This window comes from Maricaulis maris MCS10, assembly GCF_000014745.1.
GTDB classification, from domain to species: Bacteria; Pseudomonadota; Alphaproteobacteria; order Caulobacterales; family Maricaulaceae; genus Maricaulis; species Maricaulis maris_A.
This window is the reverse complement of record NC_008347.1, coordinates 546728-571827: the sequence shown is the minus strand read 5'-3', so window position 1 is coordinate 571827 and position 25100 is coordinate 546728. Positions and strand designations below refer to the sequence as shown.

The window sequence follows — 25100 nt, the reverse complement described above, 5'->3', positions numbered from 1 at the left end:
ACACCACAGCCACACATTCGACCAATCAGAATTAAAGCGATCGCCCCTACTATCTCCGTCGCAATCAATAGAGCGCATCAACACCACAACAACACTTACCGCTCGCGACACATAGGAAATGCGCCACCTTAATAATGTGAGCCCACAAGATAGTATTTACGATTGCACCCAAAACCGGCAACCTACAGAATAGTGAACCGCTAGATGGAAGCTCACCATGACAACAACACATCTTGGACAGGATCGCCCAGCGTTGGTCGCGATGCTTCAAGTAGCGGCCTCAAGTGGCAAGTCTCCCCAGGCGGTAGTTGCCGACGTATTCTCAACCTTTTTGGCGGAACAAGCTGGGCAAATATTCGATCAAAAAAAATTTATTAATGCTGCGCAGCAGGTCTTCGGCACTGGGTTCACCGAGTTGGTAAGCCAAGCCATTGTCCCAATGCTCGCCGCGAACAACCATCTCACCAAAATTGCGACAAAAGAAAATAGTGCCATTTATAGGGTCTCGGCTGAAATATGCTCAGACCACGAGAATGATGAAATACTCCTAGAAACAACATTCTCTGACATCACAAACGCCTTCTGGGAATTTATGGATGACAGAGCTGACCCACTAGGCGTATCGACTCAAAACCGTGTCGAATGGAACACAGATCTCCTAGACTGGCTGACATCCGAAGACAAAGCCTATCAGAACAAGGCGAATGAATCCGCCCAAAGGCTTATTTCCAGGAATTTCACATACAAAATCGGAAGAAATGGGGAAGATGGAGAGGATGATGATGAAGTCGTCACTGACTTCGATAAGTATCGACTTTTTCGATATGCCCAATTTATTAACTATTGCCGCCGAAACGACCCAATAACATTAGAAAAAATAGCGAAATTCGCTGCGGCTGGATTTGTATTCCGCGCAGTTCGAGGTCTGACCGCCGCGCCGGAGTGGGCGACAGGTGAAGTGGATTTAACGCTAGTATTCGACGGGCCGGTTGTACTTGATTTAATCGGCCTGAGCGGCACCGCGAGAAAGTTAGCCCTTGCTCGGATAGTTGAAGTATCCAAAGAAGCAGGAATCAAACTTGTAACATTGAGTCATTGCATTGAAGAAGCGGTGGAAATTGTCCAAACTGTTATAGATAAAGATAAATCATCAAGGTGGGGGTTAGTCGGAGACGCGTTGCGAGAGTCTTCTGGCAATGAGCACATAGCTCGCCAATTCATCCGGTCTCCTGATCGTTTAGTTGAAAATCTTGGTGTATCAGTGCTTAATTTCGATCCATCATCGTATCCGAATGAACATAGCCATTTTTCAAACGACCTAATTGAGGAATTTACTAGCTTAGCGCACTTCGGCAGAGATTCTACTAGTGTTATTCGTCGCCAACGCGATGCTTTTTCATTCGCATACGTCGTCAGAAAGCGCGGAACGACATACAAGTCGGACATTCTGAAATCGCGTTACATGTTGGCAACGAGAAACGCCACATTTGTCAGCTTTGGAGCAAGATTTGTTAGAGACCACATACCTAGAGTTCCGAAATTTTCAGCTCAGTATGTAATAGAAACCTCAACATTAGCGGCGTTGCTCTGGATTCGACTATCTTCCGAGGCTGCGACCAAATTGCCGAGCCTACAGTTATTCGCGACATGCCAACGTTTATTGACGAGCAACAAGGGCATTATCGAAAAAGCGAGAGTTCGGGCCGCAGAATCATTAAGCATGGAAGACGCGGAACAATTTGAACTTGCTCTAAGGGACCCTCTTGCTGTCGAAGAACTCGTGGTTTTAAACGCCAAAATGCCCATTTCTGCTTCTGAGCCTGAGCAGCTGCTCGAGGCGATGCGGAAAAGCACTGCCGAGGCGGAACGCGTAAAATTTCGAAGGGAAAGAAAAAAAGATGCAGAGCGACATCTCGCTCAAAGACAAGCGCTGGAAGATGAAAATAGAGAAATTGATAGGGCTTATGTAAATGCGAAAGAAATGCTCTCAGAAAGGAACTGGGAAGCGCATCAAATTCGGTCCCATTTCGAAGAAAAACTGAACCGACAAACCCCCTTCGCAGCGAAAATGTTCGATTTATGCAATCTTGTTCTGTTTGTAACTACAATTGCAATTACTGCAGTTGGCTACATTATAGATAAAGAAAACATCAATACCGTATTTATAGTACCCATCTTGGCAGTAATTGCTCTTAGCGCAGCGCTACGTGCGCCGTTAGTAGGCCCTAGTCTTCGATCACGTGCCATCGAGTTCCTCGCCAAAAAACTCATGTCTAATACAATCCAGCAGGTTCCCCTGGAAAGTCTCAAATCTGAGTTTCGGCTTCAATTCCTTGATGAGTAATCACGCATTCACGTCAAACGCATACCCGGCCGAGCGGACGGTGCGGATCGGGTCGCGTTCTTCCTTGTTGTTGAGCGCCTTGCGCAAGCGTCCGACATGGACGTCAACCGTGCGGGCCTCGACATAGACGTCCGAACCCCAGACCGCGTCCAGCAATTGCTCACGCGAGAAGACCCGCCCCGGGTGCTGCATCAGATAGTCCAGCAGGCGAAACTCGGTCGGCCCGAGATGAATCTCGCGATCGGCCCGTTTCACACGGTGCGCGACCCGGTCCATGGTGATGTCGCCGGCCTCGATCACATCCTCGGCGAGGCCCGGGCGGATCCGGCGCAGGACGGCGCGGATACGGGCGAACAGCTCGGTCATCGAGAAGGGCTTCACGACATAGTCGTCGGCGCCGGTATCCAGACCACGCACACGATCCGTCTCCTCACCGCGCGCTGTCAGCATGATGATCGGGACATTGGCCGTTTCCTGGCGGCCACGCAGCCGGCGGCAGACTTCGATGCCCGAGACTTTCGGCAGCATCCAGTCGACCATCACCAGATCGGGCGTGGTTTCCTCGGCCTGCATCAGGGCATCTTCACCATCGCGGGCGACCGCGACCGAATAGCCTTCCTTCTCCAGATTGTACTGCAGCAGGGTGGCCAGGGCATCTTCGTCTTCTACAACAAGGACATGGGCTTTCATCGACCGGCTCCGGGTATCGAGTGCTGTCGTTGTCAGGACTGGGCGTCTTCGACCAGCGGTGAGGCCGTGACCATGAAATGGACGGCTTCGGCAATATTGGTGGCGTGATCGCCAATGCGTTCGAGATTCTTGGCGACGAACAGGATGTGCACGCCCGGGCCGACCAGGCCGGAGTCCTCGGTCATCGACATCAGCATTTCACGGACCAGCGTGTTGTAGCGCTCATCGACCTCGTCATCGGAATGCCAGACCCGCACGGCCGGCTCGACATCGGCCGAGGACAGGGCATCCAGCACTTCGCGCAACTGCTTGATCACGATGGCGCCGAGACGCTCGACCTGCTGCGTCAGCGCGACAGGCGCATAATCTGCCAGGTCTCCAGCGCGATAAGCAATATTCTTGGCCAGATCCCCGACCCGCTCGAGGTCGGTAGCGACCTTGAGCGCGGAGATCGTCATGCGCAGATCAGTCGCCAGCGGCTGGCGCAGGGCGAAAAGGCGCAAGACCCGCCGCTCGACATCGACCTGCAGGGCATTGACCTGGACTTCGCGGGCCTTGATGTCCGGTTTGACACTGGCATCACGGCGAACGACGGCGGAGATCGCCTTTTCAAGCTGGGTCTCGACCAGACCGCCCATGCGGGCGAGATCATCAGCGAGCTGATCCAGCTCTTCGCCATAGGCGGTGACAATATGTGACGTTCTGGAAAGCGCCATTGCTGGCCCTCCTCTCGATGGATGCCGCGGCCTAGCCGAAGCGTCCGGTGATGTAGTCCTGCGTGCGGGTGTCGCGCGGATTGGTGAAAATGTCCTCGGTCGGCCCGTATTCGACCAGATTGCCCATATGAAAGAAGGCCGTGTGCTGGGAGACCCGCGCCGCCTGTTGCATCGAATGGGTGACGATGATGATGCAGTAATTCTCGCGCAGCTCGTCGATCAGTTCTTCGATCCGCGCCGTCGCGATCGGATCGAGGGCCGAACACGGCTCATCCATCAGGATGACTTCCGGATTGACGGCGATGGCGCGGGCAATGACGAGACGTTGCTGCTGGCCGCCGGACAGGCCGGTTCCGGGATGGTTCAGGCGATCTGACACTTCATTCCACAGGCCGGCCTTGCGCAGGGCATTTTCGACGATTTCGTCGAGCTCTGGCCGCGTCAGGGCGAGGCCATGGATGCGGGGGCCGTAGGCGACATTGTCATAGATCGACTTGGGAAAGGGGTTCGGTTTCTGGAACACCATGCCGACACTGGCCCGCAGGACCACAGGGTCGATCGTCTTGTCGTTGATCTCCTGGCCGTCAATTGTCAGCGACCCACCGACCACAGCCCCGTCGATCGTATCATTCATCCGGTTGAGGCAGCGCAGGAAGGTCGACTTGCCACAACCCGACGGGCCGATGAAGGCCGTGACCGAGCGGTCGGGAATGTCGATCGACACATCGTGCAGCGCCTGCTTGCCGGAATAGCTCACCGTCACATTGCGCGCGGTGACCTTGATCGGCAGGTCGGCGGTGGGATTTTGAGGGGTATCGGTCATGGAACTACCATCTCCGCTCGAAGCGACGGCGCAGATAAATGGCCAGGGCGTTGAACCCGATCATCAGCGCGAGAAGAACAAGGATTGCGGCACCGGTGCGGGCCTGGAACGCCCGCTCGGCCCCGTCCGACCACAGAAAGATCTGGACCGGCATTACGGTAGCAGGCTGGGTGAAACCTTCGAGCCCCAGCGTCGGCGCGTCGGCGATAAAGGCGACCATGCCGATCATCAGCAGCGGCGCGGTTTCGCCCAGCGCTTGGGCCAGGCCGATAATGGCACCGGTCAGGATGCCGGGCGCGGCCAATGGCAGAACATGATGGAACACGGTCTGGGTCCGCGACGCCCCCACAGCCAGGGCCGCCTGCCGGATCGATTGCGGCACGGCCTGGAGGGCAGCGCGTGTGGCGATGATCACGGTGGGCAAAGTCATCAGCGACAGGACCAGGCCGCCGACCAGGGGCGCCGAGCGCGGCAGGCCGAAGGCGTTGATGAACACTGCCAGGCCCAGCAGGCCGAAGACGATCGACGGCACCGCTGCGAGATTGTTGATATTGACCTCGATCAGGGCGGTGAACCGGTTCTTCGGCGCATACTCCTCGAGATAGAGCGCGGTAAAGACACCGATCGGCACCGAGATCATGATGGTGATGATCATGGTCAGGATCGAGCCATAGAGCGCGCCCTTGACCCCGGCGAGTTCAGGCTCGCGGCTGTCGGCATTGGCAAACAGATAGGTGTTGAACACGGCATTGATGGCGCCGCGTGCCTCAAGGGCCCGGGTCCACACGATCAGCTGGTCCGATACCCGGCGACGTTCTGCCGGCGTGTCGATGACGTAGAGGGTCCAGTCGTCGGTCGCTTCGACTGAACCGCTGCCCAGCAGGAAACGGCCGCTTGCCCCGGCACCATCGCGCGCCAGACCGGTCAGCAAGACGGCGCGGCCATCCGTTTCGACGATGACACTGGGCAGGCTGTCATCCAGCGCGATCGGACCGGCGCCTGCCTCCAGCGCAGAGCGGATGTCTGCCGCCTGGCGACGGTTGATGCCGGCGTCATACAGCATGTCCTCGGCCTCGGTGCCCGTCAGCTCTCCGGCGCGGACTTCCAGCGCCTCGGCGTCGACTTCCAACAGCGTCGCCCGGGCCCGCAGGCCGCGTGTCACTTCAGCCGCGAAATCCCGGAAATCCGTGGCGCTGGACTGAACGCGCACCTCACCATCATCGCCGCTGACGGACAGGGTGCCGCTGGTCGCCAGCGTCCGGTCATCGACCAGGTGACCCTTGAGATAGAGGTCGAGGTCATCTGCCAGCGGCATGGTGAATGTATGCCGGGTACCGATCAGCGTCGGATCCTCGAGCACTTCATCCATCAACCGCGTTGCGTTGAGCGCTGTGTAGAGGCTGAACAGATTGCGCAGGTCACGACGGCCCTGAACCTCGGGGAACTCTGCCCGCATGGCGTCCTGCAGGATCCGGCTATAGCTGCCCCGCCGAAGGGATTCCTCGCTGCCATCGCCCCTCGGATCGACCGTTTCGCGGTCGAGATCGACGGTGAGCGCCAGCTCGTGTGCGGTGAAGGCGGGCAGGCCGCCCGAGACGATCGAGCTGAGCAATATGATCAGGATGCCGACAGCCGTAGCGACCGCCCCCAGCCCGGCAGCGCGAAAGCGCAGCTCGGCACGATAGCGTGCGCCCAGATTTTTGCGGACGGCGGTCCGGATCGGCGAGATGTCGGGCGTATCAGTCATATTTTTCCCGGTATCGTTGCACGACGCGCAGGGCGATGACGTTCATCACCAGGGTGATGACAAAGAGAACCAGACCGAGGGCAAAGGCTGACAGGGTCTTCGGGCTGTCAAACTCCTGGTCGCCGGTCAGAAGCATCACGATCTGCACCGTGATCGTCGTGACAGATTCCAGCGGATTGGCTGTGAGGTTTGCGCCCTGGCCTGCGGCCATGACGACAATCATCGTCTCACCCACGGCGCGCGACACGGCCAGCAGGATGGCGCCGACAATACCGGGTAGCGCGGCCGGCATGATCACCCGCCCTATCGTTTCCGACTTGGTGGCGCCCATGGCGTAAGAGCCGTCGCGCAGGGATTGCGGCACCGAATTGATGACGTCGTCGCTGAGAGAGGAAATGAAGGGGATGATCATCACCCCCATGACCAGGCCTGCCGAAAGGGCACTCTGGGTCACCACATCCTCAAAGCCGATCATCGAGAAGAAGCCGCGGATGGCCGGCCCAACGGTCAGCAGGGCAAAGAAGCCGTAGACGACGGTCGGAACGCCAGCGAGGATTTCCAGGACCGGCTTGGCCGTCAGTCGAAAGCGCGGACCGGCGTATTCGGACAGATAGATGGCCGACAGAAGCCCGATCGGTACGGCGACGATCATGGCGATGAAGGTGATCATGGCCGTCCCGGCAAACAGAGGTACGGCACCGAAGGCACCGGACTGGCCGACCTGGTCTGCCCGCAGGGCGATCTGCGGCGACCATTGCAGACCGAACAGGAATTCGGTGAGCGGAACGGTCGAGAAAAAGCGGATGCTTTCAAACAACAGCGAGAACACGATGCCGACCGTCGTCATGATCGCGATCACCGATGACAGGAAAAGCATCGCGGTGACCAGGCTTTCGACATGATTGCGGGCACGAAAGCTGGCCGCGATCTGCCCACGTGTGCGCAACAGGCCACCGACGGCCAGCGCCAGCGCCAGGCCGGCCGTCAGCCGACGCAGCTGGGTGTTGTGACGTGCGACGATCTGCGCCGCTGCATCCAGTTCCGGACTGGCGCGGCTGGCCAGGTCACCGACCGCAATACGCCGGGCATCGGCCAGGAACAGCTGTCGCCGTTCCCGCGGCGCGTGAACCAGCTCGAAGCCGGCCATCGCCTGGATGCTGGCGCCAGCGGTGGCTGCGGCCTCGGAGACACCATCACGCAACATCGCCCGACGATTGAGACGGGCCTCCTCGGCGGTGGCAATCTGGTTGACCAGATCGGTCTGCTCGACACCGAGGGCTTCCAGTCGGGCCGGGTCCCGCTCGGCCCCGTCAGCGCCGCGCAGGGTCGCGATCTCGTCATAAGTGGCGTCGGCCCGTTCGCGCAGGACGCCTATCGCCTCGACCAGCTCCTGGTAGCGGCCATCCGTGTCCATGGCACTTTCAAAACTGGCGGACAATTCCAGCGCATCGCGTCGCAGCTCCGCCGCAGTCAACCGGTCGACTAGCGTGGAGCCAAACATGCCGAAAGCCGCCAGCATCAGAAAGGCCGGCAGACCAGTCCAGATAGCGATGTAATAGCCGTGATAGTTGGGCAGGGAATGCAACCCGGCCGTCGCGCCCGAGACTGCCGCAATGGCGCGTGAGCGACCGACGTAAAAGCCGCCGGCCAGCATCACGATGATCGCAAGAGCGACGATGGCGATAATGGACATGCAATTCCCCTCGGCTCGCCGATGGTGGCCCGGACCCGTGCGCCCCGGCTCGTCTTTTACGCCGGGTGCGGGCCCCGTTTATGACAGCTTAGCTACAGTTTTGTGACAACGCCGGTCCTGCTCGCAGACTATTTTCCCGAACCGGCTCAAGCCACTGGCTTGGCTTGTACTTTTGACTGCATCTTTGGCATCGGGAAAAACACACTGAACACGGATCCCGCGTCTGGTCGGCTCTCGACGGTAAATCCACCCCGGTGCCGGTTGACGATATGTTTGACGATGGCCAGACCAAGACCGGTGCCCTCACGCGGCCCACTCTTCTGGCCGTCCACACGATAGAAGCGCTCGGACAGTCGCGGCAGATTGCGTCGCTCGATTCCCTTGCCGCCATCGCGGATGCGGACAGCCGCATAACGGTCTCCCGCTTCCGAAACCGGCGCTGCCAGGGTCAGCCGGCTCGCTTCATCACCCAGGATCAATCCTGGCCGCTCGGCCTGGTCGCGAGACAGATCGCTGGACAGGCTTATGACCACGCTCGAGCCGGCACGTGAGTATTTGATCGCGTTTTCGACCAGGTTCATGACCACTTCCAGCAGCTGGTCGCGATCTCCAACGACTTCTGCCGGCATGACTTCCAGCGACAGTTCGATTGATTTTTCAGCGATCTGCGGACGCAGGACATCAACAACATCCTCGATGATCGCCTCCATGTCGGCCCGGCCGCTGGGGCGGACATGCTCGTCCATCTCGACGCGCGATAATGAGAGCAGGTCATTGATCAGCCGCTGCATCCGCTCGGTCTGGTCGAACATGATGCCGAGAAAGCGCTCTCGCGCTTCGGGATCGTCCTTGGCATGGCCGCGGAGGGTCTCGATGAACCCGGCCAGAGACGCCAACGGGGTCCGCAACTCATGACTGGCATTGGCCAGAAAATCGGCCCGCATTCGGTCCGCTCGCTTGATCGATGTCTCGTCCGACAACACCAGCATAGCGCGCCATGGCAGTGACGGGTCTTCCTCGCTGGCAAGCGGCGCCACAAAGGCACGAACATGACTCTCCACCGGAGCCATGAGGGAATACTCGACCGGCTCGACCGTTTTCCCGCGCAGAGCGGCACTGACGGCCTCGAGGACCTGGGGTTGGCGGAGCACGGCCGACAGATGCCCCGTCGCGGCGCCGAGACCGAGAAAGGCCCGTGCCGCCGGGTTGGCGATCTCGATCCGGCCGCCACCGCCGATCAGCAGAACCGGAATGGGCAGGTTCTCCAGCATGATCTGGGCCCGCGCCTTGGTGATACCCTCGGCGTCGTCGACATCGCGCACGGGCAAGGCTTCCGGCGTCGGGTTCAAGGTCGTGCTGATGGTCAGGTAATAGAATGTGGACAGGGCGGCGATGGTCGCGATCGCCACAAGTGTTTCCAGCGAGCCCAATTCGTTGAACAGCCAGAACAGCACCAGCACCATGCAGCCAATGGATGCGACCGCCGCGGTATCGCGGCGCCGGATACGGCTATGCGGTGCCTCTGAGTCCCTTTTATTGCTCAAGTTTTAGTCGCCTTCGCGCCCGCATTGCGTCATGTAACCGCCCATTCGGGCCGATTTTCCTGTCGCCTGCAGGCCTTCTATCCCGATTTGCATCCAAATGACGAGCCTGCGGCATCAAACTTGTGTGCGCAGGCCAATGACATCACGAATTTCGAGAGAGTTTTCATGCCATTCGCTATGCATTTAGTGTTTTTCGATAAAAAAATGTTGACTTTCGCTATGCCCTTTCTAGGATGCAAATCCAATCGAGAACAAGACGTGCAGGAACCCCGCATGGCAAAACGTTTGTTAGTAATCGCCACCGCGCTGGCCACCGCCTCCTGCAGCACCCTGCAGGCGTTCGAGACCCGCGACTTCAGCGCCGAGGGCACTTTGCCAACAGCGCCGGTCGCGTGGTCAGCCGGAAGCGGCGACGCCGGTGCCGAGCTGGCCCGTGACTGGGTCGCATCAATGCAGGATGAGCGACTGACAGCGCTGATCGACGCGGCCTTTGCCGGCAATCCGACGCTCGCCCAGTCTCTCGCCCGCTTCCACGGCGCCCAGGCGGCGGCCCGGGTCGACGGCGCTCGCTATATGCCCCAGCTCGACGCCAGCGCCAGCTATCAGCGCTCGCAGCCGAATGTCGGTTCCGGCTCGAACAGCTACGGCCTCGGCCTCTCCGCCTCCTGGGAATCCGATTTGTGGGGCGCCCTGCGCGACAATGCCCGAGCCAGCGGACTCAACGCCGATGCGGCCGCGGAAGACCTGCGCGCTGCCCAATTGTCCATTGCCGGCCTGGTGGCCAAGGGATGGTTCTCACTGATCGAGGCCCGCCTGCAGACCGAACTCGCCGAACGCGATGTGGCGACGCGCCAAAGCTCTCTTGATCTCACGGAGCGGCGCTTCGCCCGCGGGCTGGTTCGCAGTTCCGACGTGCGGACCGCACGCAGTGCGCTGTCGTCCTCGGAAGCCGCACTGGCGTCCCGGCAACGCGCCGAGGCGGCGTCGGCCCGCAGCCTGGAAACATTGCTCGGTCGCTACCCGTCTGCCTCCTTGGCCCCGGAAGCCGACTTCCCGGCCTTTGATGAGCTGGGCGGTCTGGGCTCGCCGGTTGACCTGCTCACCCGGCGCCCTGATGTCCGCGCCGCCGAGGATCGCCTCGATGCTGCCGGCCTGCAGTCGCAAGCTGCCGCCAAGGCGCTCATCCCGAGCCTGTCCCTGCGCGGTTCGTCCGGCACCGGCGGTCTCGATGTGGCCGACATGTTCGACCTCGACACCCTGGTCTCCAGCCTGACGGCCTCGCTGGTCGCACCGATCTTTGACGGTGGCAGCCTGATCGCCCAACGCGACCAGGTCTACGCCAACGCCGAAGGCCTGGTTGCCAGCTATGTCGCAACCGTCCTCACCGCCTGGCAGGAAGCCGAAAACGCCATTCATGGTGACGCCATCCTGGCCCAGCGGGTCGAGAATTTGCGCGAAGCCTATGAAGAGGCCGCAGCGGCGGAGGACCTTGTCATCCGCGAGTACGCCCGCGGCGTATCCACAATCTTTGAATTGCTGACCGCGCAGTCGCGCCGGATCAGCGCTGAAAGCCAATACATCTCGGCGCGTCGCGAACGCGCGACCAATCGTGTCGATCTTTACCTCGCCCTCGCCGGCGATTTCTCCGCGGCCCAGTCCGCAGACCCGGCCGCGCAGACAGGAGAATAATCATGGGTAGTTTCTTGGGACGTTTCATCATTCTCGCTGTCGTCGGTGTCGTCGGCGTGGGGATCATCGTCATGTTGTTCGGGACGCAGGCAGAGCCGGAGCGGGCCAATGCCGCGCCGCGGCCGGTCGCGGTCTTCGTCGACCAGGCCCGGCTCGACTCGATCGCGCTGCAGGTGTCATCGCAGGGCGAGGCCCGCCCACGCACCCAGATCACCCTGGTGCCGCAAGTCGCCGGCCGCATCACCTTCGTCAACCCGGACTTCATCGAGGGCGGTTTCTTCGAGGCCGGTGAAACCCTGGTCCAGATCGACGACGCCGATTACCGTCTGGCCGTGACCCGGGCCTCAGCCCAGGTCGCCCAGGCGCAGCAAGCGCTGACGCGCGAGCAGGCCGAATCCGAGCTCGCCGCCAGCGAGTGGGCCGAACTGGGTGACGGCGAAGCCTCGTCGCTGACCCTGCGCGAACCGCAACTGGCCGAAGCGCGTGCCCAGCTGGCCGCCGCCAATGCCACCTTGCAGTCTGCCCGTCTCGACCTGCAGCGCACCCGCATCTCGGCACCGTTCAGCGGACGCGTCCGCGCCAAGAATGCCGACCTCGGCCAGTATGTGTCTCCGGGCACGCAGCTGGGCACGGTGTTTTCAACCGACGCCATCCTGGTCCGCCTGCCGCTGACCGACCATGAGCTCGGCCTGCTGGGCATTCCGATCGCCTATAATGCCGCCGACGGCGAAGGCATGCCGGTCGAACTGAGCGCCACCCTGGCCGGTCGCGCCCAGACCTGGCAGGGCCGCATCACCCGCACCGACAGCGCCATCGATCCGCAGACCCGCGTGCTGTACGCCATTGCCGAAGTCGCCGACCCATATGGTGCCGGCGCCCAGGACGGTGCTCCGCTCGCTGTCGGCCTGTTCGTGACGGCCTACATCACCGGCCGTGACGTGGAGAATGCCTATATTCTCCCCCGCTCGGCCCTGCGCGGCCAGAACAGCGTCTATGTCGCTGAAGAGGGTGGCACGCTTTCGGTCCGGACGGTCGAAGTCATCGACTCCACCGCCGAGCGGGTCGTGGTGTCCTCCGGTGTCCTTGGCGGCGAGATGGTCATCACCTCACCGATCCGCGGTGCCAGCGACGGCATGCGCATCCAGACGTTCGACGAGAGCGGCGAAATCATTGCCGCCTACTCCGCAACCTATGACGAAGACCCCGCCGAAGGGCTTGCTGAAACCGACACTGATGGCGCCGACAGCGAAGCTGTCGCGAGCAACGGCTAAGCGTTCAGCTGCGAGGAAGGAAAACGGCAATGACCGATCCGAACACCACTCATGAAGAAGCCCCGCGGGGCGGTATTGTCGGCTGGTGGGCGCGCAACTCCGTCGCCGCCAACCTGATCATGATCATCGCCGTTCTCGGCGGCTACCTTGGCTACAACTCGCTGAACCGGGAGGTCTTCCCGACAGCAGCCTTCAACGGCGCCACGGTGTCGGTGGCCTGGCCGGGCGCGTCTCCGCAGGAGATCGAAGAGCAGATCATCGTCCGGATCGAAGAAGCCCTGGCGGACATGGATGGCATCGAAACCATCACATCGACCGCACGTGAGGGGGGCGGCTTTGTCAATATCGAGGGCAAGCGCTCGGTCGATGTCGGCGAGTTCATCGACTCCGTCAAACTGGAAGTCGACTCGGTCAACAACCTGCCCCAGTCCGCTTTCCGGCCGGTCGTGACGCCCTGGCGCAACAACGACCAGGTGGTCGGTTTCGCCGTGCACGGCGTTGCCGAACGCCGCGACATGCAAGCTATCGCGCGGGAGATCCGCGACGAGGTGGCCCAGCTGCCCGGTGCGTCCATTGTCAACACCTGGGCGACCCGCAATGAGGAAGTCTCGATCGAGGTTTCCGAGGAATCGCTGCGTCGCTATGACCTCACCTTTGACGAGATTGTCCGCGCTGTCCGTGCCAGCTCGCTGAACGCCTCGGCCGGCACCATCCGCACCGAGCTGGGCGAAGTCCCGATCACCTCACGCCAGCTTGCCGACACGGCACCGGAATTCGAACAAATCATCATCCGGCAGACCTCTGATGGCGGCACCCTGCGCCTGCGGGATATCGGCCGGGTCACGGATGGCTTCACCGATGCCAACCTTGAAGCCACCTATAACGGCGAGACCATGGTTCTGGTGGTCGTCGAGACCTCACCCAACATGGATGTTGTCGACACCTCCCGTGCGGTTCGTGACTATATCGACCGCAAGGCCGCCGACCTTCCCGATGGCGTCCACCTGTCGCTGTGGTGGGACAATTCGGAGATGTACACGGCGCGCATGGAGACCATCGCCAACTCCGCCATGTTCGGCGGGATCCTGGTGCTGATCGTCCTCTTCCTCTTCCTGCGCCCCATTGTCGCCTTCTGGGTCACGGTCGGCATCTTCGTCGCTTTCGGTGGTTCCTTCCTGATCCTGCCAATGCTCGGCGTGACGCTGAACATGCTGTCCCTGTTTGCCTTCCTGCTGGTGATCGGGATCGTGGTCGATGACGCCATCGTGGTCGGGGAGAATATCCACGACCGGGTCGAACGCGGCGAACCGGGGCTGACCGCCTCGATCGTCGGCACCCAGATGGTGGCCAAGCCGGTGATCTTCGCCGTCATCACCACCATCATGATGTTCTCGCCCTGGATGTTGTTGAGCGGGCCCGAAGTCCAGTTCACCCGGCAGATCTCGCTGGTCGTGATCGCCGCCCTGGCCTTCTCGCTGATCGAGTCCCTGCTGATCCTGCCGGCTCACCTGTCGCACCTGAAGCCGCAATCGAACACCGGCTTCTTCGGACCGCTGATCTCGATCCAGCGAGCGATCGCCGGCACGCTTCTCAGCTTTGCCCGCGGCGTTTACCGTCCGATCGCAAAAGCCTGTATCCGCAATCGCTACGCCACCTTTTTCGGCTTCTTCCTGATCTTCGGCGTTTCCATCTCGCTGATGATGACCAACCGCGTCGGATCGGTCTTCATGCCGCAGATCGAGAACGAGACCATCCAGACCTCGATCACCCTGGCCGAAGGCACGCCCTGGAACCGGACCGAGCAGGTCCGCCAGCAACTGGACCAGGCGCAGGACCAGGCACTGAACCATTACCGCGCGGAATACCCGGGCGAGATCGACATGATCGAAAGCCGCTCGACCCTGGCCACCGATGGCCGGATCCGGGCCTGGATCACGCTCGCCGATCCGGCTGACCGCCCCGGTGGTCTGCCGACATCGGAAGTCGCGGCCCAGATCCGGGAATTCCTGGGTCCGATCCCCGACGCCGAGGAAATCCGCCTCGACTCGACGATCAATGATGGCGGAAACTCCATGCGCTTCGCCCTGTCGGGTCAGAATCTCGACGAATTGCGGGCCGCGGCCGACGATCTGAAAGAGCAGCTGCGCAGCTATGACACGCTCTATGATGTCGTCGACTCGATGCAGACCTCGACCGAGGAATTGCAACTCGGCCTGCGCCCGAACGCGCAAGCGATCGGCCTGACCCTCGCGGAGGTGACCAATCAGGTCCGCCAGGCCTTCTACGGTGTGGAAGTCCAGCGCCTGCCGCGCGAAGGCCAGGACGTCCGCGTCATGGTCCGCCTCGATGAAGATTCACGCCGTTCGCTGGACACATTCCGGGACATCCGCATCCGGACCGTTGACGGACGCCAGGTGCCGCTCGACACTGTTGCCGAGGCTGACTTTGCCCCGGGCCTGAACCGCATCAATCGCCGCAATGGCATGCGGACGATCACGGTCAGTGCCGAACTGTCCGACCCGGCCGCCCGTGGTGACATCAACACCAGTCTTGAAAGCGATTACTGGAGCGTGTTCGAGGCCCGTTTCCCGCATGTTTCGCGGGACGAGATCGGCCAGGCCGAAGGCGAACGCGAATTCATGTCGGAAGTCCTGATCCTGCTCGCCTTCGCGCTGATCTCGATGTACCTGCTGCTGGCGATCGCCTTCCGCAGCTACTTCCAGCCGATCGTCATCATGATCGCCATCCCGTTCTCGCTGACCGGCGCCATTTTCGGTCACTACCTGTTCGGCATGCCGATCGCCCTGTTCTCCTATTTCGGGGTGGGTGCGGCCGCCGGCGTTGTCATCAACGACAACCTGGTGCTGATCGACTTCGTCAACCGGCTGCGGGCCAATGGTGTCGGTGCCTTCCAGGCGCTGGTCGATGCCGGCGTGCAACGCTTCCGTCCGATCCTGCTGACCTCGGTCACCACCTTCCTCGGGATTTTCCCGATGATGGCCGAGCGCTCGACCCAGGCGGAATTCCTGAAACCGATGGTCGTCGCCCTGGGCTTCGCGGTCATCTTCGCCCTGTTCCTGACCTTGCTGCTGGTTCCGGCCATGTATGCCATAGGGGTCGATATCGCCCGCTTCTTCCGGATGATGTGGACAGGCAAGAAACAACCATCGCTCGGCGAACACTATACCGACACCGATTTCGCCCATGGCGAACAGGCCGGACATCTCGACCACTCACCTGCCGAATAATTGGCACCCGGACGCCCCGCGTTGTATCAAGCGCGGGGCGTTTTTGCGTCTTTGACTGAAAACAAGGGGATCTTCGCATGAAAAAGCTCTTGCTGAGCACCGCCGTCCTGGCCCTCACCGCTGCCTGTCAGCCGGCCACGTCGACCGATACGGCCGCCACCGAGACGCCCGCCGCCTCGACGCCCGCCGCCGCAACCGCCAGTGCGGCCATCGGCGATTGGGGTTTTGACATTTCCGGAATGGACACCAGCTACGTCGCCGGTGACGACTTCTACCGCTACGCCAATGGCACCTGGCTGGACACGACGGAGATCCCGTCCGACCGCTCGAACTACGGCATGTTCACCGAGCTGGCGATCGAAGCCGAAGAACAGGTCCAGGCGATCATCCTCGAACTTGCCGCCATGGACGCGGCCGACGGTTCGATCGAACAGAAGGTCGGCGACCTTTATGGCAGCTGGATGGACACCGCGACCATCGACCAGCTCGGCCTCGCTCCGGCGCAGCCTTATCTCGACGAGATTGCTGCCGCCGAGACCCATGCTGATATCAATGCCCTGTTTGCGACGATCCATCACCAGTCGCCCTATGGCGTCGGCATCATCCCCGACCCGGCAGACACGACGCGCTACACCGTCTTCGTCGGCCAGGGCGGCCTCGGCCTGCCGGACCGCGACTACTATCTGGAAGAGGACAATCAGGGCGCCCGTGACGCCTATCTGGCCTTCATCGCCCAGATCTTTGACCTCGCCGGTATCGAGGACGGCACCGGCAAGGCGCAGGCGATCTTCGATCTGGAGATGCGCATTGCCGAAAGCCACTGGACCCAGGCCGACAGCCGCAACATCCAGATGATCTACAACCCGATGCCGCTCGACCAGCTGAGCGCCCTGGCACCGCAGCTGAGCTTCCAAGCCGGCATGGAACAGCTCGGGCTTGACGGTGTCGCGACCTATCTCGTCGCCCAGCCGAGCGCCATCGAGGCCGCCGGTACGATCTTCGAAGAAACACCTGTCGACGTGTGGAAGGACTATATGACCTTCCATTACATCCGCTCGAATGCCGGCGCACTGCCGGAAGCCTTCGATGCCGCCAACTTCGCGATGTTCGGCACGACGCTGAACGGAATCGAAGAGCAGCGTCCCCGCGACCGCCGCGGCGTCAATCTCGTCGGCGGCCAGCTGGGTGAAGCTGTCGGCCAGGTCTATGTCGACCGTCACTTCCCGCCGGAATCCAAAACCGCCATGGAAGCCCTGGTCGCCAATCTGATCGTCGCGTTCGAGGGTCGCCTTGCAGCCCTCGAATGGATGGATGAAGAAACCCGCGCCAATGCCCTGCAGAAGCTGTCGACCTTCGAGCCGCGCATCGGCTATCCGGACGAATGGCAGGACTATTCAGCGCTTGAGGTCCGGGCCGACGACCTGTTCGGCAATCTCGTTCGCCTGACGGAGTTCCAGTGGAACGAGCAGGTCGCCGATCTGTCCGGTCCGGTCGACCGGAGCGCCTGGCCCTATCCGCCGCAGACCGTCAACGCGTCCTACAACCCGCTGATGAACCAGATTACCTTCCCGGCCGGCATCCTGCAGGCGCCTTTCTTTGATCCAAACGCCGATGCGGCGATCAATTACGGCGCCATCGGTGCGGTGATCGGTCATGAAATCGGCCACGGCTTCGACGATCAGGGTCGCCGCTTCGACTATGATGGCTCGATCCGGGACTGGTGGACTGTTGAGACGAACGAGCGCTTCGAAGAGCGCGCCGACATACTGGAAGCTCAGTATGACGGCTATGAGCCGATCGAGGGCAGCTTCGTGAATGGTGAATTCACGATGGGTGAGAATATCGGCGACCTGGGTGGTCTGCAGATGGCCTACACCGCCTATCAGCGTCATCTCGATGCGTGCTGCGACGGCGAAGCCCCGGTCATTGACGGCTTCACCGGCGAGCAGCGCTTCTTCCTCGCCTGGGCTCAGGTCTGGCGCCGCCTGTATCGGGAAGAAAACCTGCGCAACCGGCTCACGACCGATCCGCACAGCCCGGCCCAATACCGGACCAATGGCGTGGTCCGCAATCTGGACGTCTGGTACGAGGCCTTCGGCGTGACCGAGGACAATGACCTCTACCTGCCGCCGGAAGAGCGCGTCTCGATCTGGTAGTCGCAGTCGCATTCAAAGGACACGGCCCGGCGGAAACGCCGGGCCGTTTTCATTACAGGGCTGTAAGAGACGGCCTGCATGTATTGCGTGTTGGCTCCCGCGCACTAGTGTTTCGCCCAACATTGTTACTGAGAGGGGAAACACCATGAAAAAGCTTTTGCTGACCAGCGCCTGCGTTGCGCTGATGGCGGCCTGCTCGCCTGCCACCGAAACGCCGGAAACAGACACTGGCACAACCGAAGCGGCGATGCCCGAGACAAGCCAGCCCGCCGGTTCGCCGGACCTGGGAAGCTGGGGCGTCGAGATCGAACACGTCTCCGACAGCGTCGCTCCGGGCGATGACTTCAACCGCTACGTCAATGAAGGCTGGCTCGACTCGACCGAATTGCCCCAGGGCTTCTCATCCTTTGGCGGTTTCACCGAGCTCTACCTGCGCTCGGAAGAGCGGGTGGAAGGCATCATCCAGGAAGCCGTTGCCGCAAATGCCGAAGCCGGCACCCTGCAGCAACAGGTCGGCGACCTCTACGCCTCCTACATGGATACCGACACGCTGGCGGCCCGCGGTCTCGAGCCGGCCCGGCCGATGCTCAATTCCATTGCCGAAGCGCAGTCGCATGACGACATCGCGACCCTGATGGGCAGCCCCGGTACCGCGTCGATCTTCGGCGCCGGCGTCGGTCGTGACCCGGGCAATCCCCAGCGCTACATCGTCTCGGTCAGCCAGAGCGGTCTGGGCCTGCCGGACAAGTCCTATTATGAGCGCGACGACGAGACCTTCGTCGGTTATCGCGACGCCTATGTCGCCTACATGACCGACGTCTTCGAGATGATCGGCATGGACAATGCCGCCGAGCGCGCCCAGGGCGTGCTGGACCTGGAAACGCGCATCGCACAGATCCACTGGACCCGTGCGGAAAGCCGCGACCGTGTGCGGACCTATAATCTGATGAGCACGGATGACCTGGTCGCCTCGGCCCCGGGCTTCCCCTGGGGTGCCTTCATGACCGCCCTGGAATACGAGAATGAGACCGAAGTCGTGGTCCGCCAGGACACCGCCATCCAGTCGCTTGCCACACTGTTCACCGAAATCCCGGTCGAAGCCTGGCAGGACTATCTCAGCTTCCGCTACATGTCGTCCAACCAGAACCTGCTGACGCCGGAATTCTACGAGCGCTCCTTCGACTTCTACAGCCGCACCCTGCGCGGCACGGAAGAACCCCGGGCCCGCGATCGTCGCGGCATCCAGTATGTGAACGGCAATCTGGGTCAGGCCATCGGCCAGATCTATGTCGAGCAATACTTCCCGCCCGAGCACAAGGCGCAGATGGAAGAGCTGGTCGAGTATCTCCGTCGGGCCTTGCGCGAGCGCATCGAGACGCTTGAGTGGATGGATGACGAAACCCGCGTCCAGGCCTTCGACAAGCTGGAGAAATTCCTGCCGAAAATCGGCTATCCCGACATCTGGCCGGATTATTCGGCGATCGAGATCCGGTCCGATGACCTGTTCGGCAACTCCCAGCGCGTCGCCGAATGGTTCCGCGCCGACAGCCGTTCGCGCCTCGGCAGCCCGATCCGCGAATGGGAATGGTTCATGTCACCGCAAACGGTGAATGCCTACTACTCCTCCACCGCCAACGAGATCGTCTTCCCGGCGGCCATCCTGCAGGGTCCCTTCTTTGACCCTTATGCGGATGCAGCCGTGAACTTCGGCGGTATCGGTGCCGTCATCGGCCACGAAATGGGCCACGGCTTCGACGATCAGGGCAGCCAGTCCGATGGCGACGGTGTCCTGCGCAATTGGTGGACCGACACCAGCCGCGAAAACTTCGACGGCCTGACCAACCAGATCGTCGCCCAGTATGACGGCTTCTCCCCGGTCGAAGGCCAGAGTGTCGATGGTCGCCTGACGCTCGGCGAGAATATCGGTGATATCGGCGGTCTTTCCATGGCCCACCGCGCCTACCAGATGTATCTGGCCGATAATGGTGGCGAAGCTGAAGTACTCGATGGCTTCACCGGCGATCAGCGCTTCTTCATGGCCTGGGCTCAGGTCTGGCGGAATGTGCGGACCGAAGACAGCCTGCGCGCACAGCTCCTGTCCGACCCGCACAGCCCGGCCCAGTACCGGATCAACGGCGTCGTCCGCAATAATGACGCCTGGTACGAGGCCTTCGGCGTGACCGAGGACCATGAACTCTACCTGGCACCGGAAGATCGCGTATCGATCTGGTAAGCCAGTCCACAGACTGATGAAACGGCCCGGCGGCAACGTCGGGCCGTTTTGCATCTGGCGCCTTGCAAAGCCCTGGCAAAACCCGTCCTATCCGCCCCGAAAACTTATTCCGGGGGATGACGATGGAAGCCGAAATCGCACCACTTTTCAGCAATGACGCGATTGTCATGGGTCTGCTGGCCGTGCTGCTGGGGGCCGTGTTCTGGACCTCCAGCCTCGACAGCAAGCTGGCCAAGGGCTTCTACCGCATCTTTCCGCCACTGCTGTTGTGCTATTTCCTGCCCTCGCTCCTGACCCTGTTCAACATTGTCGACCCGGAGCAGTCGCGAACCTATTTCATCGCCTCGCGCTTCCTGCTGCCGGCGGCCCTGGTGCTGCTGACCATGTCGGCCGACCTGCCGGCCACCTTCCGGCTCGGGCCAAAGGCGCTGATCATGTTCTTCACCGGGACAGCCGGCGTGGTGCTGGGCGGTCCCGTCGCCCTGCTGGTCGCCGGCTACCTCTTCCCCGAAGCCATCGGCGTGACCGGCCCGGATGCCGTGTGGCGTGGCATGGCAACCGTCGCCGGGACCTGGATCGGCGGCGGCGCCAACCAGGCCGCGATGTATGAATTCTTCGGCGTCGGCGGCGAGGTCTACTCGGCCTGGATCGCGGTTGACATCATCGTCGCCAATATCTGGATGGCCTTCCTTCTGCTCGGCGTGGCCAATGCCAAACGGATCGACAAGGCGCTCAATGCCGACACACGTGCCGTCGACGCACTGCGGGCGAAGGCGGAGAGTTTCGAACAGGCCAATGCGCGGATTCCCGAGCTGAAGGATCTGATGATCATTCTCGGCTTCGGTCTCGGCGCGATGGGCTTGTCCCATATCGTTGCCGACTTCATGGGCCCCTGGATCAGCGCCAATGCGCCGGGCCTGGCGGAGCTGGGTCTGGGGTCAGGCTTTTTCTGGCTGATGCTGTCCGCCACCATCATCGGTGTCGCCCTGTCCTTCACCAAGGCCCGGCAATTGTCCGGCGCCGGGTCGATGAAGGTCGGCTCGGTTTTCATCTACGTGCTGGTCGCGACGATCGGCATGCGCATGGACATCACCGCCATCTTCCGGAACACCGAATTCTTTGTGATCGGCCTGATCTGGATGGCCTTCCACGTCGCCTTGCTGCTGCTCGTGGCCTGGCTGATCAAGGCGCCAACCTTCTTCATCGCCGTCGGCTCGAAAGCCAATATCGGCGGCGCCGCCTCGGCGCCGGTCGTGGCAGCCGCTTTCCACCCCTCGCTGGCACCGGTTGGCGTTCTGCTGGCGGTGGTCGGATACATCGTCGGCACCTGGGCCGCGATGATGACCGGCTACATGATGATGTTCATGATGGGCGCGAGCGTAACGCCTTGAGTTGAAACCGGGACAAGGAATTCCCCTGAGAGTTGAAAGCGACATCAGGGAGCGATTATTTCTTAACGATACAGCCTGTTTCCGTTAACCTAATTTAATAGAGGTTACGGATCACCGTGCCCTCACGCCAATTCCAAGGGGGGAATCACGATGAAACAACAACTCCTGTGCGCCTCGGCTGTCGCACTGCTCACGGCCTCGACCGCATTTGCCGGTGACACCGAGTGGTTCCCGCCGGATCCGCCGACCACCGCCGCAACCGGCGAGTGTTATGCCCGTGTCCGGATTGCCCCGGAATACGACACCTATTCCGAGCAGGTCACGACCCAGGACTCCTATGAGCGCTACAATGTGGCGCCGCCGAGCCTGCGCGACGAGTATCGCGAATACATTTCGCGCGAAGCCGGCATGCGCTACATCGTGCACGAGCCGGTCTACGAGACCCGCACCGAAACCGTGCAGGTCAGCCCGGCCTTCGTCGAGTATGAGGTCGTTCCGGCCACGCACGACACTGTCACCGAAACCATCCTCGTGCGCGAGCCGCGCATGGTTTGGCGCCGCGGCTATGTGCCGGGTGCGTCGATGACCCGCTTCGACAGCGAGACCGGTGAAGTCTGGTGCCTCGTGGAAGAAGCCGGCGAATACCAGACCGTGACCCGCAATATCGTGGTCCAGCCTGCCAGCATCCGCGAGATCAACCACCCGGCTGAATACGCCCAGATCACCCGCGACGTCCTCGTGCAGGAAGCCCGTATCGAGGAAATCCCGATCGCCGAGGAACGCGACACCTATCGCATCCAGGTCCTCGATCAGCACGCCACGGTCGACAGCCATGTCGTCCCGGTCGAAACACAGACCATCACCCGCTACTCACTGCGTTCGGAAGAGCGTTGGGAATGGCGCCTGGTGGATTGCGAAGAGATCAATCTGCCGGGTCACAACCCGCCGATGAGCTCGGAAATCCCGCCGGTCGCGTCCCGTCAGACGGCTCCGTCCAGCCAGGGTAATACCTATCTGTACGGCACCGAAATGCCGGTCGACAACAACGCCTATTCCGAAGAAGTCCCGGTCGCCCAGGCGTCCTACAGCGGCTCGTCTTCGTCATCGTCGCGTTCGACCCGGCGTTATCGCCAGTAGTCAGGCTGGACACATCGTCCCAGCCCTCCAGAATGAGGCGGCGCGGAAATATCCGCGCCGCCTTTTTCATGCCACGGCCCGGGAGCGTGCCAGGTGAAAGACTACATGATCGGCTATGGCAGCCTGCTCAGTGACTATAGCCGGCGGACCTATTCGGGCATTGAGACGGACGTCCGCCCGGTCATTGCAACCGGATGGCGCCGCGGCTGGACCGTCCGCTATGGTGACGAGGCGGCCACTTATGCGGGCGTGCGGCACGCAACAGGTCATCTCCTGCACGCGGCGCTCGTACCGACCGAGATCACGCCGGAATTGCGGCACCGCGAACGCGGCTATGCCTTCACCGAAGTGGACCCGGCCCGGGTTCACCCCGATGGTGCGGACCACTCTGCCCTGCCCGACGGCCGGTACTGGATTGTCGTCAATCGCGAGCAGGTGCGAGCCGATGAGGCCCACCCCATCCCGCAGACCTATGTCGATACCTGCCTGTCTGGCTGTCTGGAAACAGGCGGGGAGGCACGAGCGCGGGACTTCGTGAGAACGACCGAGCTCTGGGACGCCCCCTGGGTCGACGATCGGGACAGCCCCTCCCCGCTCTATCCGCGCCGGACCGTGCCCGGCCCTGGCGAGCGCGAGACGATCGACCGAATACTCGCTGAATGCGGCGTCCTGACCTACCGGCGCCCTGCCTGAGTCAGCCGGCTCAACTCTCCAGCATCTGCACGTCGCGGGGATGCAGATCCGAATCCCGAAACACGTGAACGAGATCCCTCGCCGCGCGGAATGAAGTCTCGTAACGGTCGGCATCATGGCCGTCACAACGGCTCACGGGCATATCCGCGTCTGCCAGCACAGATCCAAGCAAGCGCCTCGGCCAGGGAGCCTCGCTCTCAACCGGATCACCCGCCCACCGCCAGGCGCCCGTCCGCGCGTCACGGTCATAAAAACCGGCGAATAGCTCGGCATGATCCGCCAGGAAACAGACCGCGTCGATAAGATAGCCGATCTCCTCGTCCGACATGACCCAGTGCAGACTGACCCGGCACCAGCCCGGACGGGCACCGACATCACCCTCCAGGATCCGCGCGCGAATCGATTGTGTGGTGTCGTCGTCGATGCCGAGCAGATGATGGCCATAGGGTCCGGCACACGAGCACCCCGCCCGGGACTGGATCCCGAACAAGTCATTCAAGAGCAGCGTGACCAATCGCGGCTCGACCGGGTCGCCATCGACCTTGCGCAGGTTGAAGGACACGATACCCAGACGCCGCGCCGGCGAGTGCGGGCCCAGCACGTCGATCCGGGGATGCTGGCACCAGCGCTGAAAGGCCCGCTCAAGCGCACTGTGTTCGCGTTCGGCGATGACATCGGGACCGATTTCACTCTGCAGCTGCATCGCCAGCGCCGCACGCACCAGCTGCGGCAAGCCGGGCGTACCCGCCCGCTCCCGCGCTTCAATCCCTTCGAGAAAGTCATGCCCGTCCTGCCACACATAGCGCACGGTGCCTCCGGCGCTCTGCGTCGGTGCCAGGTCACGACGATAAAGTCTCGCATTGAACACCAGAATGCCACAGGCACCCGGTCCGCCGAGAAACTTGTGCGGAGAAAAATAGACCGCGTCGATCGCGCCGTCCGGGTCATGACCGGGGTGCATGTCGATGCGCTGATAGGGCGCGCTGGCGGCGCAATCGAGGCACAGGATGGCGCCGTGCGCGTGCAGGCAATGCGCCAGGCTGGCGATATCCGTGCGCACACCGGTCACGTTCGAAGCCGCCGAGAAGGCACCGATCTTGCGCCAGCCATCAAAGCGCGGATTGGACAGGGCGGCGTCCAGCGCCGGCAGATCGATCCCGCCTATCGAATCAAGCGGGATGGAAACGACTTCAGCGAGACTGTCGCGCCAGCTCAACTCGTTCGAGTGATGCTCATACGGGCCGACAAACACGACCGTCCTGACCGCCGGCCCCGGCTCGACGCCCAAGGCGTCCCGGCTGGCCGGAGCAACTGCGAGTCCGAGGATCTCCTGGAGTTTGTGAATGGCGCCGGTGGCCCCCGCCGCGCAGGCCAACAGGCAGTCATCGGGGCCCGCATTGACCGCCTTGCGGATAACCGCCTCGGCATCTTTCATCCAGCGATTACTGGCCCGGCCCGTGGCGCTGTCTTCACTGTGCGGGTTGGCATAGTCCAGCATCAGCGCTTCGACCTGGCGCTCGATCTGCCGCAAGGCCCGACCTGAAGCCGTATAGTCGGCATAAAGAAACGGCTTTGTCCCGAACGGTGTCGCCAGCATCCGGTCAGCACCGATCAAACCGTCTCTCACGGTGGACACGGGATCCGGCAGGGTGGACATCACGGACATGGGCAACCTCGATACGACGCTGCGACATGAAACCATCTTTGCAGGAGCGATTTCCACCA

The 25100-nt window shown here is 61.7% G+C and carries 16 protein-coding genes; 9 read left to right on the top strand and 7 right to left on the bottom strand.

Features of this window, described 5'->3' with window-relative positions; translation table 11 throughout:
* Nucleotides 1-217 precede the first annotated feature (217 nt).
* Nucleotides 218-2344 (top strand): hypothetical protein, encoded by a 2127-nt coding sequence (locus MMAR10_RS16850; protein WP_011642424.1) that lies wholly within the window; start codon nucleotides 218-220, stop codon nucleotides 2342-2344.
* Here MMAR10_RS16850 and phoB read toward each other — a convergent pair whose 3' ends face one another.
* The 6 genes from phoB to MMAR10_RS02465 form a co-directional block, all read right to left on the bottom strand.
* Nucleotides 2345-3034, bottom strand: a complete 690-nt coding sequence (gene phoB / locus MMAR10_RS02490) for a phosphate regulon transcriptional regulator PhoB (RefSeq protein ID WP_011642423.1) — start codon at nucleotides 3032-3034, stop codon at nucleotides 2345-2347.
* 32 nt (nucleotides 3035-3066) lie between these two features.
* The gene (gene phoU / locus MMAR10_RS02485) at nucleotides 3067-3750 is read right to left on the bottom strand and encodes a phosphate signaling complex protein PhoU (RefSeq protein WP_011642422.1); all 684 of its coding nucleotides are present in this window, start codon (nucleotides 3748-3750) and stop codon (nucleotides 3067-3069) included.
* 31 nt (nucleotides 3751-3781) lie between these two features.
* On the bottom strand, nucleotides 3782-4573 hold the full coding sequence (pstB, locus tag MMAR10_RS02480) for a phosphate ABC transporter ATP-binding protein PstB (RefSeq protein ID WP_011642421.1): 792 nt from the start codon (nucleotides 4571-4573) through the stop codon (nucleotides 3782-3784).
* Nucleotides 4574-4577: 4 nt separating this feature from the next.
* Complete coding sequence (pstA, locus tag MMAR10_RS02475) at nucleotides 4578-6320, bottom strand: phosphate ABC transporter permease PstA (protein WP_011642420.1); 1743 nt, start codon at nucleotides 6318-6320, stop codon at nucleotides 4578-4580.
* A complete protein-coding gene (gene pstC, locus MMAR10_RS02470; RefSeq protein WP_011642419.1) occupies nucleotides 6313-8013 on the bottom strand; it encodes a phosphate ABC transporter permease subunit PstC in 1701 nt (566 codons plus the stop codon). The genes pstA and pstC overlap by 8 nt, the downstream gene beginning before the upstream one ends.
* Before the next feature lie 146 nt (nucleotides 8014-8159).
* A complete protein-coding gene (locus tag MMAR10_RS02465; RefSeq protein ID WP_233353856.1) occupies nucleotides 8160-9557 on the bottom strand; it encodes an ATP-binding protein in 1398 nt (465 codons plus the stop codon).
* 273 nt (nucleotides 9558-9830) lie between these two features.
* On the opposite strand from MMAR10_RS02465, the gene MMAR10_RS02460 reads away from it, so the two are divergent.
* The 8 genes from MMAR10_RS02460 (at nucleotide 9831) to MMAR10_RS02425 (ending at nucleotide 23375) form a co-directional block, all read left to right on the top strand.
* Entirely contained in the window at nucleotides 9831-11246 is a 1416-nt protein-coding gene (locus MMAR10_RS02460; RefSeq protein WP_011642417.1) for an efflux transporter outer membrane subunit, read from the top strand.
* A gap of 2 nt (nucleotides 11247-11248) precedes the next feature.
* Nucleotides 11249-12517, top strand: coding sequence for an efflux RND transporter periplasmic adaptor subunit (locus tag MMAR10_RS02455; RefSeq protein ID WP_011642416.1), 1269 nt, complete (start codon nucleotides 11249-11251; stop codon nucleotides 12515-12517).
* A 29-nt stretch (nucleotides 12518-12546) separates the two neighbouring features.
* The gene (locus MMAR10_RS02450; RefSeq protein ID WP_011642415.1) at nucleotides 12547-15765 is read left to right on the top strand and encodes an efflux RND transporter permease subunit; all 3219 of its coding nucleotides are present in this window, start codon (nucleotides 12547-12549) and stop codon (nucleotides 15763-15765) included.
* A gap of 77 nt (nucleotides 15766-15842) precedes the next feature.
* Nucleotides 15843-17921 carry a M13 family metallopeptidase gene (locus MMAR10_RS02445; protein WP_011642414.1) on the top strand — a complete coding sequence of 693 codons (2079 nt, stop codon included), beginning with the start codon at nucleotides 15843-15845 and terminating at the stop codon, nucleotides 17919-17921.
* A 145-nt stretch (nucleotides 17922-18066) separates the two neighbouring features.
* The gene (locus MMAR10_RS02440) at nucleotides 18067-20154 is read left to right on the top strand and encodes a M13 family metallopeptidase (RefSeq protein WP_011642413.1); all 2088 of its coding nucleotides are present in this window, start codon (nucleotides 18067-18069) and stop codon (nucleotides 20152-20154) included.
* A gap of 122 nt (nucleotides 20155-20276) precedes the next feature.
* Nucleotides 20277-21545 (top strand): DUF819 domain-containing protein, encoded by a 1269-nt coding sequence (locus MMAR10_RS02435; RefSeq protein ID WP_011642412.1) that lies wholly within the window; start codon nucleotides 20277-20279, stop codon nucleotides 21543-21545.
* Between the two features lie 150 nt (nucleotides 21546-21695).
* The gene (locus tag MMAR10_RS02430; protein ID WP_011642411.1) at nucleotides 21696-22682 is read left to right on the top strand and encodes a hypothetical protein; all 987 of its coding nucleotides are present in this window, start codon (nucleotides 21696-21698) and stop codon (nucleotides 22680-22682) included.
* 93 nt (nucleotides 22683-22775) lie between these two features.
* Nucleotides 22776-23375 (top strand): hypothetical protein, encoded by a 600-nt coding sequence (locus MMAR10_RS02425; RefSeq protein WP_041636707.1) that lies wholly within the window; start codon nucleotides 22776-22778, stop codon nucleotides 23373-23375.
* Nucleotides 23376-23385: 10 nt separating this feature from the next.
* On the opposite strand, the gene MMAR10_RS02420 is transcribed toward MMAR10_RS02425, so the two are convergent.
* On the bottom strand, nucleotides 23386-25041 hold the full coding sequence (locus MMAR10_RS02420; RefSeq protein WP_011642409.1) for an aminotransferase class V-fold PLP-dependent enzyme: 1656 nt from the start codon (nucleotides 25039-25041) through the stop codon (nucleotides 23386-23388).
* Nucleotides 25042-25100: the final 59 nt, after the last annotated feature.